General features: G+C 68.9%; 16 protein-coding genes. 3 read left to right on the plus strand and 13 right to left on the minus strand.

Annotated features, from left to right (window positions below; all coding sequences use genetic code 11):
* The first annotated feature begins 70 nt into the window (after nt 1-70).
* Complete coding sequence (locus K9D12_RS07420; protein ID WP_223059842.1) at nt 71-538, plus strand: hypothetical protein; 468 nt, start codon at nt 71-73, stop codon at nt 536-538.
* Nucleotides 539-634: 96 nt separating this feature from the next.
* Here K9D12_RS07420 and K9D12_RS07425 read toward each other — a convergent pair whose 3' ends face one another.
* The 11 genes from K9D12_RS07425 to K9D12_RS07475 form a co-directional block, all read right to left on the minus strand.
* The gene (locus tag K9D12_RS07425) at nt 635-2,554 is read right to left on the minus strand and encodes a hypothetical protein (RefSeq protein ID WP_223059843.1); all 1,920 of its coding nucleotides are present in this window, start codon (nt 2,552-2,554) and stop codon (nt 635-637) included.
* Between the two features lie 96 nt (nt 2,555-2,650).
* On the minus strand, nt 2,651-3,310 hold the full coding sequence (locus tag K9D12_RS07430) for a response regulator transcription factor (protein WP_223059844.1): 660 nt from the start codon (nt 3,308-3,310) through the stop codon (nt 2,651-2,653).
* A gap of 37 nt (nt 3,311-3,347) precedes the next feature.
* Nucleotides 3,348-4,538, minus strand: coding sequence for a MacS family sensor histidine kinase (macS, locus tag K9D12_RS07435; RefSeq protein ID WP_223059845.1), 1,191 nt, complete (start codon nt 4,536-4,538; stop codon nt 3,348-3,350).
* Between the two features lie 74 nt (nt 4,539-4,612).
* Entirely contained in the window at nt 4,613-5,356 is a 744-nt protein-coding gene (locus K9D12_RS07440) for a LemA family protein (protein ID WP_047310458.1), read from the minus strand.
* 100 nt (nt 5,357-5,456) lie between these two features.
* A complete protein-coding gene (locus K9D12_RS07445) occupies nt 5,457-5,681 on the minus strand; it encodes a hypothetical protein (RefSeq protein WP_047310459.1) in 225 nt (74 codons plus the stop codon).
* Nucleotides 5,682-5,717: 36 nt separating this feature from the next.
* Nucleotides 5,718-6,446 (minus strand): CbiX/SirB N-terminal domain-containing protein, encoded by a 729-nt coding sequence (locus K9D12_RS07450; RefSeq protein WP_223059846.1) that lies wholly within the window; start codon nt 6,444-6,446, stop codon nt 5,718-5,720.
* Nucleotides 6,443-7,264, minus strand: coding sequence for a uroporphyrinogen-III synthase (locus K9D12_RS07455; protein ID WP_223059847.1), 822 nt, complete (start codon nt 7,262-7,264; stop codon nt 6,443-6,445). The genes K9D12_RS07450 and K9D12_RS07455 overlap by 4 nt, the downstream gene beginning before the upstream one ends.
* Nucleotides 7,261-8,013 carry a uroporphyrinogen-III C-methyltransferase gene (gene cobA / locus K9D12_RS07460; RefSeq protein ID WP_225911048.1) on the minus strand — a complete coding sequence of 251 codons (753 nt, stop codon included), beginning with the start codon at nt 8,011-8,013 and terminating at the stop codon, nt 7,261-7,263. The genes K9D12_RS07455 and cobA overlap by 4 nt, the downstream gene beginning before the upstream one ends.
* 159 nt (nt 8,014-8,172) lie before the next feature.
* Nucleotides 8,173-9,060, minus strand: a complete 888-nt coding sequence (locus K9D12_RS07465) for a DUF4031 domain-containing protein (protein ID WP_223059848.1) — start codon at nt 9,058-9,060, stop codon at nt 8,173-8,175.
* Between the two features lie 129 nt (nt 9,061-9,189).
* The gene (pyrE, locus tag K9D12_RS07470; protein WP_129664175.1) at nt 9,190-9,744 is read right to left on the minus strand and encodes an orotate phosphoribosyltransferase; all 555 of its coding nucleotides are present in this window, start codon (nt 9,742-9,744) and stop codon (nt 9,190-9,192) included.
* 20 nt (nt 9,745-9,764) lie between these two features.
* Complete coding sequence (locus K9D12_RS07475; RefSeq protein WP_223059849.1) at nt 9,765-10,544, minus strand: SDR family oxidoreductase; 780 nt, start codon at nt 10,542-10,544, stop codon at nt 9,765-9,767.
* A 731-nt stretch (nt 10,545-11,275) separates the two neighbouring features.
* Here K9D12_RS07475 and K9D12_RS07480 point away from each other — a divergent pair.
* The gene (locus K9D12_RS07480; protein WP_047310470.1) at nt 11,276-12,064 is read left to right on the plus strand and encodes an exodeoxyribonuclease III; all 789 of its coding nucleotides are present in this window, start codon (nt 11,276-11,278) and stop codon (nt 12,062-12,064) included.
* A gap of 75 nt (nt 12,065-12,139) precedes the next feature.
* Nucleotides 12,140-13,612 (plus strand): NAD(P)/FAD-dependent oxidoreductase, encoded by a 1,473-nt coding sequence (locus K9D12_RS07485; RefSeq protein ID WP_223059850.1) that lies wholly within the window; start codon nt 12,140-12,142, stop codon nt 13,610-13,612.
* On the opposite strand, the gene K9D12_RS07490 is transcribed toward K9D12_RS07485, so the two are convergent.
* Both K9D12_RS07490 and K9D12_RS07495 read right to left on the minus strand, forming a co-directional pair.
* The gene (locus tag K9D12_RS07490) at nt 13,605-14,051 is read right to left on the minus strand and encodes a hypothetical protein (protein WP_223059851.1); all 447 of its coding nucleotides are present in this window, start codon (nt 14,049-14,051) and stop codon (nt 13,605-13,607) included. The genes K9D12_RS07485 and K9D12_RS07490 overlap by 8 nt on opposite strands.
* A 109-nt stretch (nt 14,052-14,160) precedes the next feature.
* Entirely contained in the window at nt 14,161-15,420 is a 1,260-nt protein-coding gene (locus K9D12_RS07495) for a glucose-1-phosphate adenylyltransferase family protein (RefSeq protein WP_223059852.1), read from the minus strand.
* Between the last annotated feature and the right edge of the window lie 4 nt (nt 15,421-15,424).

A 15,424-nucleotide genomic window follows, 5' to 3' on the forward strand; every position in this document is an offset into this window, starting at 1 on the left:
TTTCCCCCGCGCTCACCCCTGTGGATGCCATGATCAAAACACTCACGACACCACGAGGGGGGAGATCTCGATGAAGAACACACGCTCCGCTCTGGCAGCCACGGCCCTGATCGGCATGCTCGCTGTCACCGGCTGTTCGTCGGACGACAAGGAGAAGGCGAAGGACGCCGCGACGACAGCCAGCAAGGCCGCCTCCAGCGCGAGTTCCGCGGCCACGAGTGCCGGCGGCGACACGAGTGCCAACGCCGACGACCAGCTGGCCTCGGCGTCCAAGAGTCTCGAGTCGATGCAGTCGCAGGCCGGTGGCGACTGCAAGATCTCTGTCGACGGCAAGGAAGCCACGACCTCCGTCATCGGCATGAGCTGCGACGACGCGAAGGGCGTGTGGAACGCGTTCGGTGGCAAGAGCGACCAGGCCGCCAACGAATCGGTCGAGTACAAGGGTGAGAAGTACCAGTGCTCCACCGGCGAGTTCAACGGCAAGCGCGCCTCGTCGTGCACGAGTTCCTCGGGCAAGGCTTTCGCCGTCGCCAACTGACGAACGACGCCGCCCGACATGACGAAGGGCGGGTGAGGAGCCCCCTGGCCACCTCACCCGCCCTTCGCGCACCGGCTGCGCCGCACGGCTCCTTTCTCAGAACGACGCCGGTGCGTGAGGGCCGAACTCCTGCGGTCCGGCCTGCTCGCCGCGCTTGCGCTCGGCGGCTGCCTCGCCGTAGATCCGGGCGTACTTCGTACCCGCGGCGAGAAGAACGAGGCCCGCGGCCATGAAGGTGAAAGCCTTCGTCATCGAGCCCATGTACTGCAGGTCGAAGATGAACAGCTTCACGAGCGCGCAGCCGACGAGCGCCAGACCCCAGCCCATCGACGCCGTCAGGTGACGCGGCCGGCTCAGACCGGACGTGAGGACGAGGGCCGCGAGCGCCAGTGACATCACCGTGATGGCGAGGTGCACGAGGAAGAAGCCCGTCGGTGTCTTACCGAAGACGCTCAGCATCGTCATGGCCGTGCCGACGATCCCGGCGAAACCGCCGACGACGAGCAGGAACTGGGCATACGTGGCGTCGAGCTTGCGTCCACGCACGGCGGGAACCGTGAGTGCTGCGAAGGCAACGAACATCAGCCCGGTGACGAGCGTCTGCATCGTCATGTCGGTGACGCGGCTGCGGTAGAAGAAGTCCACGTACGCGGTGACCGTCCCCTGCGCCATGAATCCGAGGAAGAACGCGATGACGGCGCCACCTGCGACGATCGGGCCGGGAACGCGAGCGTGCACGGCCATGAGCACGACGGCAATGACGAGGAACGGCATCGCGAACCAGTCGGCCTGGGCGGCAGAGACACCGGCGATGACGGCGCTGACACCGGCGAGCACGAGCGTCGCGATCCGAACGGTGGAACCGCTCGTCCGCAGGACGGCGAAGCCGCCGAGCGCCACGACGGCCATGATCGAGGCGACGAGGGCCGAACGCATTCCGGTTTCGAAGCCGGCGAAGACCCACAGCGGAATCCACGAGGCGGCCAGTGCCACCGGAGCGCCGATGGCGTCACGACGCGTGAGACCGGCCTGAACCGCGGTGAGCAGGCCGACGGCCGCGATCGTCGACGCACCGAAGACGAGCGTGCGGGTCGATGACGCCTCGAGCGCCACCCAGAACATGCCGGCGAACGACACGGGGATCGTGCGGGCGAGCGCCGTTTCGTCCCAGCCCTTGGTGATCTCGGGAATGGCACCGGCGATCTGGAGCACGGCGAGGAATCCGACCAACGTCGCCGTGATGCCGCCCGTGAGGTAGGGCGCAAGCGCCGCGACGCCGATCGTCACAGCGATGAAGAGCCACTTCTCGTCCCAGCGCAGAGCCTGGAAGCTAGCTGCCGCTGCGACGACGAGCGCGAGACCGAGGCCGGCCGTGAGCGGGATCCAGTCGTAGATGCGCGTCACGGCGACGACGTCGAAGAAGGCTCCGGCGACCGCAGTCGTGAGGAGAGCGACGGAACCGATGCGACCTCCCGGACGGGGCCGAACCCACTGCGCGGCAGCGGCGAGGGCACCGACGAGAACGGCGCCTCCACCGACACGGACCGGCGGGGTGAGGAAGCCCTCACGAGCGGCCATTGCGAGCAGAAGGACGACGCCGATGAGCGTCACTGCGATACCGGCGGCCGCGAGAAGCGCGGCCACCATCTGCTCGCGGCTGAAGCGCGGCTCACGCGGGGCCGGAGGAGTCGGCGTCTGATCGTAGGGCGGCCGGCCGGCGAAGCCGGCGCCACCGGGACCGCCGGGGGACATCGGACCGCCGGAGTGGCCGCCCTGGAACGGCGGGACGTACTGCTGAGCGCCCTGAGGCGGGATCGGGCCGCTCCACGGACCCTGGCTTCCGCGTGCGGCAGCGTCCGCGTTGTTGCTGATGAGGGTCTGCGCGTGCTGCGGGTACTCGGTGTGCGACGGACGTGACGGCGCCGCCGCAACGTTCATGGGCTGCGGCGGTGGGAAGGACGTGGGGTGGTCGGGACGGGGGGCCTGGGGGGTGCCGTACGGCTGCTGTGTGTTCATGCCTCAAGCCTCGCGACGACGGGACTCGCGGGCCTGAGTAGTGCTACTCAGGTGGCCTGGGTGATCTGTGCACGCTCACCCGAGTGAACAGCAGCGTCAGTCGAGCCCGTTCTCCAGCGCGAAACGGGCGAGCTCGACGCGGTTGCCCAGTTGCAGCTTCCGCAGCGTCGAGGCGATGTGGTTGTCGACGGTGCGGTGGCTCAGGCCGAGGCGGGTGGCGATCTGCTTCGATGCCAGGCCCTTGGCGACCATGCGCAGCACCTCCGTCTCGCGGGGTGTGAGCACGGCAGTGGGATCGGGGCTTTCCTCGCGCTCGCGTCCGCGCAGTTCGGCGAGGACGAGGCCGGCCAGTTCCGGGGTGAAAACGGCGCGTCCCTGCGCCGTGTCGTGGACGGCCGTGAGCAGTTCCTCGGCGCCGGCGCTCTTGAGGAGGTAGCCGGACGCTCCGGCCCGGACGGCGTCGAGCACGTCCGTGCGCTCGGACGACGCAGACAGCACGAGGATCTTGACGTCGTCGAAAACCGCGCGAATGGCCGTCGTGGCATCGGTGCCGTTGCCGTCGGGCAGGTTCATGTCCATGAGGACGAGGTCGGGCGAGGTTGCCTTGGCACGATCCACAGCCTCACGCACGGAGCCGGCCGTCGCGACGACGTCGTAGCCGTGCTCGCGCAGGTCACGCGCGACGGCGTCGCGCCACATCGGGTGGTCGTCGACCACCATGAGTCGCGTGGTGGGGGCGGCACCGTCGGAAGTCATGTGCCCATCCTCTCGCGCTGGCCCTCGGCAAGGTGACTCAACGCGGCAGCGTGAACTCCCACTCGACGCCCTCCCCCGGTGCTGCCTCGAGATACGCCCGGCCCCCGATCGACTCGACGCGTCCGACGATCGACCGGCTTACCCCCATGCGGCCTTGCGCCTTGGCTTCGGCGAGGCGGCCGTCGGGAATGCCGGGGCCGTCGTCGCGGACGGTGAGCGTCACCTCGTCGTCGAGGTCTTCGAGGAGGACGAAGGCCGTGGCGTGCTCCCCCGCGTGACGTTCGGTGTTGGCGAGCGCCTGCTTCGTCGCGGCGAGCAACTCCCCAGCTCGAGCGGCGTCGAGGAGCACGGGCGACGAACCTGCCGAGACGCGAACACGGTCACCAGCCAGTGCGAGGAGCTCACGGCGTAAGTCGAGCGGTGCATCGTCCATCGATCCGCCGGACGGCTCGGAGGTCGTTCGAGCCGCTGCGATCGGCGCTTCGTCGACGTCGGCGATGAGGGTGCGCAGCGCCCGTTCCTGTTCGGTGGCCAACTGCGCGAGGGCCGCGCCCTCCGCACCGAACGACGGGCCCTTACGCCCCATGAGCGCGAGCACCTGGAGCACGCCGTCGTGCACCTCTCGCGCGAGCCGCTCTCGCTCGGCCGCACGGGCACGCAGCTCGAGAGCGGCGACGAGTTGAGCGTGTGAGCGTCGCGCACCGACACCCCCGACACCGGCTGCGATGCCGGAACTCACGAGAATCGGCATCGTCGGCGAACGCACCATCCACGACAGATCGTCGCCGATGTGAAGGCTTGCGAGGGAAACACCGACGCCGGCGAGGAAGCCCGCCGTCACGCCCCACTGCATGCCGGCGGCCAGCACGGCGTTCGTGGCCCACATCGTCGTCGGCAGACTCTGGTTGTGGTCCCACCAGCTCGCGTCGGCGACGATCCACGTCGCGTACATGAGTCCGAGCGTCACGACGATGTCGCCCGCGACGAGCCAGGAACGCCACCGCGGGCGTGCGAACAGCGCGAGGGCCACGACACCCGACCAGATGCACTGCACGGCGATGAGCGCCGTCGCGAGGTGCGGGCGCGTGTAGTGATCGACGGCGCCCGTGTGGATGAAGAGCGAATACGCGAGGGTGAGCATCCGGAAGGCACCCTCGGTGGCCCACAGGTACTTCATCGGGTCGTCGGAGGCCGCCTGCTGGGCCTCGGCCTCGCTCGTCCGACTCATCATCCGCAGCCGGGAAGCGGAAACGGGCGACGCCCCGAACCGCTGCTGCGATTCGGGGCGTCGTCGGGATCGGATCACTTGCGCTGCTCGGGGTACTCCACCCCGTAGCCCTGCTGACCAGGAGCCTGGAACGTGTTCGACTGGCCACCCTGCGTCGGGTACGGCATCTGCGACGGCGGCAGCTGCGGCTGCTCGTTGTACGGACGCTGCTGGCTCTGCGGGGCGTCGAACTGCACCGACGGAGCCTCCGCGTTCGTCATGTTGACCTGCGGCGCGCCCTTCGTGGCCTCGTCGGCCTCGTAGTACTCGGCCTTCGTCACACCGGCGGGGCCGGCCATGAACTTCGTCGGGATCGAGTCGACCTTCGAGTTCAGGTCACGCACGCAGGCGTTGTAGTAGCGACGCGCGGAGGCGATGCGGTCCTCGGTGGCCGACAGCTCGCCCATGAGCTGCTGGTAGTTCTGGTTGGCCTTGAGGTCCGGGTAGGCCTCGGAGACCGAGATGAGGCGACCGAGGGCCTGCGTCAGCTCGCCTTCCGCAGCGGCCGCGTCAGCGGCGTGGTCGGGCGAACCGTGCGTGTTGACGGCAGCGCCGCGAGCGCGGATGACGTCGTCGAGCGTCTTGGCCTCGTGCTGCGCGTAGCCCTTGACCGTCTCGACGAGGTTCGGGATGAGGTCGTGGCGGCGCGTCAGTTCGACATCGATCTGGTGCCACGCCTCCTGCACCGTGTTGCGCTGCTTGACGAGGCCGTTGTACATGACAACGGCAGCCACGGCGAGCGCGACGATGATGAGAAGAAGGATGATGACCCACGTCATGACAAGGCTCCAATTGAACGTGTGTGCCGGAGTATCAGCTTGGTTGGTTCGACCCTAGCCGAACAGTGCGCACCGATCACGCTGTGCGGGGCGGCCCGGTTCACCGACCGCGGCGCACCTTGAGCGCTTTGACGAGGTAGATCGTCGCCGCGAGCGCGACCAGACCCGTCATGAGGACGCCTGCGGCGGCGCCCAGACGGCCGGCGTTACCGCCCGATCCGTCGCCGTAGCCGTTGAGCACACCGGCGACGAAACCGTAGATCGACCACGCCCAGAACAGGACGGCGGCCACGGCCAGAAGGGGAACGGCGGCGGGATGCTTCATGGCGACGATCGTAGGGCGTGCTGCTCGGCTGCAGGCTCAGGCCTCGTAGAGACGCGCGAGGATCTGCTCGACCACCTCGGGGGCGGCGCCCAGCGGCTCGGTGACGATGTCAGCACCCGATCGGCGCAGCTTCTCGGAGAAGTGGCCCTCCCCGAGCAGGAGCGAGGCGACGGCGACGCGAGCACCGGGCCGGTCGCGGTTGGCGTTGACCGCGTCGGGCACTGCGGGCGTGCCGGCCGAACCGAACGCGACATCGACCTCGGCACCCCACGCCTCGGCGAGCAGGCGCGCCTGAGCGCGGGCGTCGGCCGCGGCCTCGAGCCGGCTGGAACCGGCGGCGGCCATGACAACAGGATCCCGGCGCTCGACGCCTGCCTCGGTCAGGCGTTGGACGAGCAGGTCGGCGATTCGGCGCGACGGACCCAGGGCGCCGGTCGAGCGGGCGTTCGGCCACGCATCGACGGCCTTCCCCACGTCGACACGGACGTGGTACCCGCCGCAGAAGAGCAGCGGCACGACGACGACCTCGTCGTAGCGGGGGGCGAGTTGAGCGACAACGTCGGCGACGCGTGGCTCCTGCACGTCGACGTAGGCGTCGGTGACATCGAGTTCCGGCCGTCGGTTCTGCACGGCGGTGACGAGGTCGAGAACGACCTGCCGGCCCCGTTCGTTCGCCGTCCCGTGGGCGACGAGGACGACGGCGCGTCGGGTCGATGCCCTGCTCGCCGGCGTTACTGCTTCGCCGGCGCTCGGGTTGGGCGTCACGAGGCGTCCCGACCGAGTTCGGCGATGACGAGTTTGACGAGCGCTCCCAGGCGGAAGCGCTCCGGTACGAGCGGTTCGATGCCGTAGGCACGCAGTGGCGCGGCCGTCGTGTCGCCCACGGCGGCCGCGCGGACACGCCCCTCCCGCAGTGCGGCGACGACCTCGTCCCGAAACCCGGCGAGGTGCGCTGCGGTGAAGAAGGCATCCGCGCCGGGGGCTGCCGTGAAGGCAATGGCGTCCACCCCGCCGCGCGCGACGAGGTGGACGGCACGCTCGACGGCCTGCGGGTCGGGAGCCGGGCCCCAGCGGTAGACGACGAGCGAGACGACGTCGGCGCCCGAGTCGCGCAGTTGCTCGTCGACGCCGTCGGACCCTGCGCCGTGGTGCTGCACGGCTACACGCGTGCCGCGCAGATCGAGGGTCGCCAGATGACGCTTCACCTCGTCTGCTGTTTCACTTTCGGCACTCCAGGAGACCTCGAGCCCGGCGCCCTGAACGGCACCGCGGGCCTTGGGTCCGCGGGTGAGGATGCGAGCGCCTGCGAGAGCTTCGACGAGCGCTTCGCGTTGCCCGGCCGCCTCGGCTGCCTCGAGCCACCCGCGAAAACCGATCGCCGTCGTGACAACGACGAGCTCAGGCTTCTTGTCGACGAGTTCCCCTGTCCGAGCGTTGAGTTCGGCATCGTCAACGTGAGGGACGTGCGACATGGTCGGCGCGTGGATCACCTCAGCGCCACGTCGTTCGAGTGCTCCGGCGAATTCCTCGGCCCGGCGCTGGGCGGTGAGGACGATGCGGCGTCCGGCAAGATCCTGCGTCATGGGCGCTCCCCTTCGATGTTGTGGCTGAGGGCTGCGATCTGCTCGTCACCGAGCGCGTCGACGACGTCACCGATGACGATGACACTCGGGTTACCGATACCGCCCTCGGCGCAGCGTGCGGCGATGTCGGCGAGCGTTGCCTTGACGACGCGTTGAGCCGGCGTCCACGCCCGGTGCACGACGCCCGCAGGCGTCGCGGGGCTCTTGCCCGCGTCGACGAGCCCCGCAGCAAGCTCCGCGAGACGCCCCATCCCCATGAGGACGACGATGGTGTGGGGCCATGCGGCCAGGGCCGGGAGTGACAGGTCGTCGTGACCGGACAAGACGAGTACGCCTGCCGACACACCCCGGTGCGTCACGGGGATTCCGCCGGCGAGCGGCGCAGAGACCGCGCTCGTCACGCCCGGAACGACGTCGACCTCGATGTCGTGTGCCCGACAGTGGAGGTACTCCTCGCCACCGCGGCCGAGCAGATAGGGGTCGCCGCCCTTGAGGCGCACGACGTACCGGCCGGCCCGCGCCTCGCGCACCAGGGTCGCGTTGATCTCGTCTTGCGGCACGGGGTGATGGTGCGGCGACTTGCCGACGTCGATGATGCGCGCCGAGAGGTCGAGGCTGCCCAGTTCGTCACGCGGACCGAGCCGATCGGCGACGATGACGTCGGCGCGCTCCAGCTCGCGAACCGCGCGCAGCGTGAGGAGATCGAGCGCACCCGGCCCACCGCCGACGAGGACGACCTTGCCCGCCATGGCCATCACTCCTTCGTCGCGTCGGGCGGCTCACCGCCTCGAATGGGCCTTCGACGCTAGACGAGGTGGGCGCGGCGATTCCGAGCGTTCCGCAGATCGGATCCTTCCTCGCCATTCCGCCCGTTCTTGAGCGACCGTGTGGCCGTGTCTGACAACCCTTCAGGCGCTGTAGCGGTGCAACGAAGCCAGTTCCCGCTCGAGGTTCGCGCGGGCGGCGTCCTCCCAGAGGTCGTGACCGAGTTCCGTGCGGAACAGCCGCTTCGCGCGTAGGAGGCCTTCGAGAACCTCGATGCGACCGGCGCGGAACGTGGCGTCGTCGAGGTGGTCGAAGTCGAGGCGCACGTCGCGGGCGTAGACGTCGTAGCGCCCGGCATTGGCGCCGAGGACGGCGAGATCGGCGTCACTCAGGAGCGCTCCGCGCTCGTCGCCGTCGGCCGGGTCGTGGGTGATCGTGAGACGCACGAGTCGCTCGACCTCCGCGACCTCGTCGGCGGGAAGGAGCGGCGTGAGCTGCTCGCGGGCGAGCTGAGCGGACGCCTCCTCGTCCTGGCCCGGGGCGCCGTCGTACACCGCGTCGTGGAACCAGGCGGCGAGCAGGACGCTGCGATCGTCGCAACCGAGGCGGGCGAGGGCGTCGAGCGTCCCGACGAGGTGACGCACGTCGTGGTAGTGCCGGTGCGGCTCGCTCCAGCGCTCGATGAGGTCGGCGCCGACCTGCGGCGCGCCGGGCAGGAGCTTCGGCCATGCGTCGCGCGCCCGCGTCGTCGCAGCCTTGCGCTTCGGGGTGCGCTCGGTGGCGCGCACCCGGATCCCGCCCTTGATGAGGCGACGGATGAGTTCCGTCTCGCGCACCGCCTCGGCTCCGGCGGCCACGAGAGCGGCGTACATGCGCTCAGGTACGTCGTAGTGGTCGTGATCGAAGGCCGCGAGCGGCACACCGTTGGCTGCGGCGAACTCGTGCAGTTCCTCGAGCGACGAATCGGAGACGAGGTGGCTGAAGATCGTGCCCCACGCGGGCCAGCGCGGGGGATCGATGAGGATGGCCATTCGGCCATTGTGCCCGGCGTGGGTTGCCCCGGCGGGCACGAAGATGGCGGGTGTGGCTGAAAGTGCAACGGGCGTTGCCTCCATCTTCAGCCAAACCCGCCATCCGGGGTGTGGCGTTCAGCGACGCGATCAGGCGAGGCCGAGGTCCTCCATCGAGAACGCGCTGACGTAGGTGAGGCCCTCGGCCTCGATCTTCTCCTTGGAGCCGGTGGCGCGGTCGGCGATCGTGGCGACGCCGACGACCTCGGCGCCTTCCTCGCGGCACGCGGCAACGGCTTCGAGTGGCGACGCGCCGGTCGTCGTCGTGTCCTCGACGACGAGCACGCGACGACCCTTGATCGACGGGCCTTCGATGCGCTGCTGAAGACCGTGTGCCTTGCCCGCCTTGCGGACGACGAACGCGTCGACACGCTCACCTGCGGCGGCCGCGGCGTGGAGCATCGACGTGGCGACCGGGTCGGCGCCGAGCGTCAGGCCACCGACGGCGACGTAGTCGAAGTCGGACGTCAGGTCGCGCATGACGCGACCGACGAGAGGCGCGGCCTCGCCGGAGAGTGAGATACGGCGCAGGTCGACGTAGTAGTCGGCCTCCTTGCCGGAGCTCAGCGTCACCCTTCCGTGGACGATGGCCTGGTCCTTGATGAGCTGCAGCAGCGCGGCGCGATCGGCGTCGATGTTCGTCATGGCAGCGATTCTAGGAAACGTCACTCGCGAGGGCGGTGGCGGTTGCTCAGACGCGGGCTGCGCACGAGCGGGCGCGGCACGACGCGCAGCAGGCCGGTGATGGCCTTGTACTGGCGGCCGGGTACGGAGACGACCTTGCCCGCGTCGACGTCGGCGAGACCGTCGCGCACGAGCCGGTCGACGTCGAGCCACAGCCGCTTGGCCAGCGGGCTGGTCTTGTCGACGGGGATCTCGCCGCGCTCGTGGAACTCCGTGTGTGTGAAGCCGGGGCACAGCGCGGTGACGGTGACACCCGTGCCGTGCAGCTGCGCCGCGATGGACTCGCTGAACACGGTGACGTACGACTTGGCGGCCGAGTACGTGCCGCTCGCCATGAAGCTCGCGACCGACGACACGTTGATGACGGTGCCATGTCGACGCTCGACCATCGCGCCCGCCGCGGCATGGGTGAGCACGACGACGGCCTTGACCATGACGTCGACCGACTCGATCTCCTTCTCGACCGGAGTGTCGAGGAACGAGGTCTTCACGCCGAAGCCTGCGTTGTTGACGAGGACGTCGACGGGTTCGTCACGCCGACCCACGCGCTCGGCGACGCGGCGCAGGTCGTCCGCGACGGCGAGGTCGGCTGCGAGCACCTCGACCTTCACGCCGTGGCGGGCTTCGATCTCGGCCTTGATCTCCTCGAGCCGCTCGGCCCGTCGGGCCACGACGACGAGGTCGTGCCCACGTGAGGCGAGCTGTTCGCAGAATTCCCGGCCGATCCCGGCGCTGGCTCCCGTGACGAGTGCTGTTGTCATGGCTTCACTCTGACATGCGAGAGGCGAGCGCAACGGGTCAATTCGGGTCATCCGGAACCCCAGACTTCGCACATGACGCAGATCACATGAAAGGTCATTGAGCGGCATGCCCGCCGCTACCCACCTTGGATCGAGGCCCTTGGGCGGCGGGGAGGAAGCCGAGGAAACCACCCGGAGGGAAGATGCCAGACCAAGTGACGGACCTTGACGGCCTCGGGGACTACCAGCCGCACAAGTCTCCGACGGGAGCACTGCTCATTATTGGCGTCACGGACATCTCCCTGTCCACCTTCGTCGTCGAGGCGGCAAAGGTGACGGACTGCCTTGCGGCCATCCGCCGATCTCCCCATCAGGTGCGTTGCGCAGGAGTCGGTGACATGTATCTGACCCCGAACCCAGCTCGCTCGTGGCAACTCACCGTTTGGGCCGACATTCCCTTGTGCCCCTTCACCCCACAGGACGCCTGGGCAACACTGATTGCTTGGCGACACCTCTTGCAAGAACCGCCCCTGGATCGACACCCCGATCGAGGTGGGGAGCACGTGTACGGCCCGTGGATCCACAACCGCCCAGTGCGCATCCGGGATCCCCGAAAGGGAGCGTTCGCCGCGCATCCCCTCACCTACTTCCAGGAGAGCCTCCCCGTCACGGTCGATGGGGCGGATGGGACGGAGTACATGTAGGACACCTGCTTTTCGGGGGTTGTCGGCGGCGCGTTCTAGGGTTGGGGCATGCGAATCGCCACATGGAACGTCAACTCCATCCGCACCCGCGTCGACCGCGTCGTCGCCTTCCTCGAGCGTCACGACGTCGACGTGCTCGCCATGCAGGAGACGAAGTGCAAGGACGAGCAGTTCCCCATGGCGCGCTTCGAAGAGGCCGGCTACGAGGTGGCCCACCACGGCCTCAACCAGTGGAACGGCGTCGCCATCGCCTCCCGCGTCGGGCTCGAGGACATCTCGATCGGCTTCGAGGACATGCCGGGTTTCGGTGACCCGATCGCGGCCGAGGCCCGCGCCATCGGCGCGACCTGCGGCGGCGTGCGCACCTGGTCGCTCTACGTGCCCAACGGCCGCGAGATCGACCACCCGCACTACTCCTACAAACTCGAGTGGCTCGAACGGCTCCGACTCGACGGTGCGAAGTGGCTCGCCGAGGACCCGTTGGCCCAGATCGCGCTCATGGGCGACTGGAACATCGCCCCCACCGACGAGGACGTGTGGGACATGGGCTTCTTCGAAGGCAAGACCCACGTCACACCGCCCGAGCGGGACGCGTTCCAGGCCATGATCGACGCAGGTTTCAGCGACGTCGTGCGCCCCTTCACCCCCGGCCCGGGCACCTACACGTACTGGGACTACACGCAGCTCCGCTTCCCGAAGAAGCAGGGCATGCGCATCGACTTCGCCCTGTGCTCCCCCGCGCTCGCCGAACGCGTCGAGGGCGCGCAGATCGACCGTGACGAGCGCAAGGGCAAGGGCGCGAGCGACCACGCGCCTGTCATCGTCGATCTCGACTGACGCCGCACACATCGGGCGGCCACCGGGCAGTGTCGGTACCGTCCCCGGCGCGCACAGACCGTTAGGTTGGAATGCGTGAGTGCAGTGGCCGAAGTGGACGTCGTCGTCGTCGGAAGCGGGTTCTCCGGCATCGGCATGGCCGTTGCGCTGAAGGCCGCCGGACGCAGCTTCGTCATCCTCGAGAAGGGTGACGAGATCGGCGGCACGTGGCGCGAGAACCGCTACCCCGGCGTCGCCTGCGACGTGCCCAGCCACCTGTACTCGTTCAGCTTCGACCTCAACCCGTACTGGTCACACACGTACTCGAGCGGCGACGTCATCCAGGACTACCTGCTTTCGGTCGTCGAGAAGCACGGCCTGCGTGAGCACGTGCGGTTCGACTCGTGGATGCAGGCCGCGGCCTACGACGACGCCTCCGGCACGTGGCAGGTCACCTCGATGGGAAGCGACGGCTCCGTCTCCGTCGTCACGGCCCGCGCCCTCGTGCTCGGCGTCGGAGCACTGCACATGCCGCACATCCCGCTCATCGACGGTCTGCACACCTTCGGCGGCGAACTCATCCACACCGCGTCATGGCCGCAGGAGACGTCGATGTTCGGCCGCCGCGTCGGCATCATCGGCACCGGCGCGTCTGCCGTGCAGTGCATCCCGCCGCTCGCCGAGGACGCCGAGCACCTCACCGTCTTCCAGCGCAGCGCCCCGTGGATCATGCCGCAGAACAACGACGAGTACTCCGACGCGACGATCGACCGTTTCCGCCGCCACCCCGCCCTCATGCGCGTTCACCGTGAGGCGTTACGCCGAAAGAACGATCTGCGCGCCGTCGCGTTCGACAGCCACCCCAAGCTGCTCGAGATCGCCTCGCGCGAAGCGTCACGACACCTCAAGAACCAGGTGAAGGACCCGGACCTGCGCCGCAAACTCACCCCCGATTACACAATGGGGTGCAAGCGCGTCGTCCTCTCCGACACCTACTACCCCGCTCTCGTGCGCGAGGACGTCAGCGTCGTCACCGAGCCGATCGTCGCCGTCATGCCCGACGGCGTCGTCACCGAGGAGGGCACCGTCCACGAGCTCGACGCGCTCGTGCTCGCCACCGGCTTCGACCCCAAGGGTTCCTACGCGCACCTGCAGATCGCCGGACGTGACGGTCGTTCGTTCGCCGAGGAGTGGCAGAGCGGCGTCGAGTCCTACCTCGGCGTGACGATGGCGGGCTTCCCCAACCTCTTCATGCTGCTCGGACCGAACACCGGCCTCGGTCACACGAGCGTTCTGCTCATGGTCGAAGCGCAGATCGCCCACGTCATGCGGTTGCTCGACGAGCGCGACCGCCGCGGAGCGTCATCGGTCGAGGTGCGGCCCGAACTCGTGCCCGCCTTCACCCGCGAGATGCGCGAGCGCAGCGAACGATCCGTGTGGCGCCAAGGCGGCTGCACGTCCTGGTACCTCGATGACGACGGAGAGAACCGCACCCTGTGGCCCGGGGGCGTCGGCGAGTACGAACAGCGCCTCACACGGCCCGACGCGATCGACTTCCTGTTCACCTGAGCCGGCCGCCGTCGCTGGGCGGCTGCCACGGGTCGTTCGGTGCCGGTGGAACGGAGCCAGGGCGCGGGAGGTGCCCCGGCGGCGGCTGCATCGGTGTTGGCGGCACGAAACCGCGGATCGGCGGCATCTCCGGGAACGGCTCACGCGCTGCCTCGAACTGCTCGGGCATCAGTTGCGAGCGACGAGACACCCAGGCGACGAAGTAGACGAGCGGGCCCAGCACCGGCAGTGCCCAGACGAGCGTGCGCCAGCGGCGCCACCCGTCGAACGTGTCGACGAGAAGCCTCGGCCGTTTGCGCAGGCTCGTCATCGCAGCATGTGACGTGATGAGCCAGAGCGTCAGGCCGCCGAACAGCACGACGGGGGCAAGGAAGAGCACACCGAACACAATGAAGTCGGCGCCGCCCTCCTGGATCTGGGTGTCGTCGAGGAACGTCATGGTCCGACGCTAGAGCGAGGCGGCTCGTCGCTGCCGAGAGCAGCCTTCGGGCCTGTGGACAACGCTGCGCAGGCGTCGTTGTCCACAGGTGAGCGGCAATGTCAGCGCCTCAGGCGACGGTGCTTCCCGGGTCGATCTGGCTCCCTGCCACGACATCGGATCGCACCACACTGTCGTGCCCCACTACGGCGATCGCGTCGTCGTGGGCTCGCTTACCGGCGCTCGACGTTCCCACGCGAACGCCCGCGCGAACGGCGACGTTCGCATCGAGGATGGACGTGCTGACCACGGCCTCGCGCTCGATGACGCACGCGTCGAAGATGACGCTGTCCTCGACCACGGCACCTTCGCGCACGACGACGCCGGGGCCGAGCGTCGAACCCCGCACCGTTCCCGCGATGTCGCATCCGGGCGAGATGACGCTCTCCTCGACCACGGCCCCCGCACGGACCCGCGCCGCGCCCCTGTTCGTCGCGAGCGTCCGCATCGGCCAGTCGACGTCGTCGAAGACACGCACGACGCCGCGCACGAGGTCACGGTGTGCCGCGAGGTACAACTCCGGTCGCCCCATGTCCTTCCAGTACCCCTCGAGCGGGTACGTGCGCACCAGGCCGTCCGCGATGATCTGCGGCAGCAGGTGCTCCGCGAAGTCACCGAGGCCCGTCTCGTCGACGGCGTCGTCACCCTTCCCGTCGTCAGGGCGGGTGGCCTTCTCGGCCTTGTCGAGGCCCGAGAGGAAGGCGTCCTTCTCGTAGACGAAGATCTCCGCCGAGATGGTCGTGCTCTCCGGGTTCTCGGGCTTCTCCTCGACGCGCGTCACCTTGCCGGTGGCGTCCGTGATGACGACGGCCTTGTCGGAGGCCTGCGAGCGCGACACCTGCGTGGTGACGATGGTGCAGGCGGCCCCGGTCTCGAGGTGAGCCGCGATGACGTCGCGCAGGTCGAGGGCGAAGATCTGGTCGGCGCTCAGGACAACGACGACGTCGGCGTCCTCGCGCTCGATCTCCCGGCGGATGCGGTAGAGGTCGTCCGCGTTACCCGCTGCGAAGCCACCGGTGCGCACGGCGTCGACCTCGTCGGGCACGACGCGCCGGAAGCCGCCGACGTTGCGGTCGAGATCCCACGGCCGCCCGTGCTGGAGGTGCTCGTCGAGTGAACCGGCCTGGTACTGCACTGAAACCCACACCGAGCCGATGCCCGAGTTGGCGACGTTCGACAGGGTGATGTCGATGAGTTGGTGAGTACCTCCGAAAGGCAGAGCCGGCTTCGCGCGGTCGGCGGTGAGCGCTCCCATGCGGGAGCCCTTTCCGCCGGCTTGGACGATGGCGAGCACCTTGGGTGCGCGGGGCAGGGGCATCGAGTCGGCCATGCGC

Origin of the sequence: Dermacoccus sp. Tok2021, assembly GCF_019895135.1 — a bacterium.
In the GTDB taxonomy this organism is placed as follows: domain Bacteria; phylum Actinomycetota; class Actinomycetes; order Actinomycetales; family Dermatophilaceae; genus Dermacoccus; species Dermacoccus abyssi.

Coding starts and splice junctions, on each gene's coding strand:
- K9D12_RS07455 (WP_223059847.1), bottom strand. CDS start 7,264: ATGACGCAGGATCTTGCCGGACGCCGCATCGTCCTCACCGCCCAGCGC.
- cobA (WP_225911048.1), bottom strand. CDS start 8,013: ATGGCGGGCAAGGTCGTCCTCGTCGGCGGTGGGCCGGGTGCGCTCGAT.
- K9D12_RS07465 (WP_223059848.1), bottom strand. CDS start 9,060: ATGGCCATCCTCATCGATCCCCCGCGCTGGCCCGCGTGGGGCACGATC.
- K9D12_RS07495 (WP_223059852.1), bottom strand. CDS start 15,420: ATGGCCGACTCGATGCCCCTGCCCCGCGCACCCAAGGTGCTCGCCATC.
- K9D12_RS07425 (WP_223059843.1), bottom strand. CDS start 2,554: ATGAACACACAGCAGCCGTACGGCACCCCCCAGGCCCCCCGTCCCGAC.
- K9D12_RS07480 (WP_047310470.1), top strand. CDS start 11,276: ATGCGAATCGCCACATGGAACGTCAACTCCATCCGCACCCGCGTCGAC.
- macS (WP_223059845.1), bottom strand. CDS start 4,538: ATGAGTCGGACGAGCGAGGCCGAGGCCCAGCAGGCGGCCTCCGACGAC.
- pyrE (WP_129664175.1), bottom strand. CDS start 9,744: ATGACGAACATCGACGCCGATCGCGCCGCGCTGCTGCAGCTCATCAAG.
- K9D12_RS07430 (WP_223059844.1), bottom strand. CDS start 3,310: ATGACTTCCGACGGTGCCGCCCCCACCACGCGACTCATGGTGGTCGAC.
- K9D12_RS07420 (WP_223059842.1), top strand. CDS start 71: ATGAAGAACACACGCTCCGCTCTGGCAGCCACGGCCCTGATCGGCATG.
- K9D12_RS07475 (WP_223059849.1), bottom strand. CDS start 10,544: ATGACAACAGCACTCGTCACGGGAGCCAGCGCCGGGATCGGCCGGGAA.
- K9D12_RS07490 (WP_223059851.1), bottom strand. CDS start 14,051: ATGACGTTCCTCGACGACACCCAGATCCAGGAGGGCGGCGCCGACTTC.
- K9D12_RS07440 (WP_047310458.1), bottom strand. CDS start 5,356: ATGACGTGGGTCATCATCCTTCTTCTCATCATCGTCGCGCTCGCCGTG.
- K9D12_RS07445 (WP_047310459.1), bottom strand. CDS start 5,681: ATGAAGCATCCCGCCGCCGTTCCCCTTCTGGCCGTGGCCGCCGTCCTG.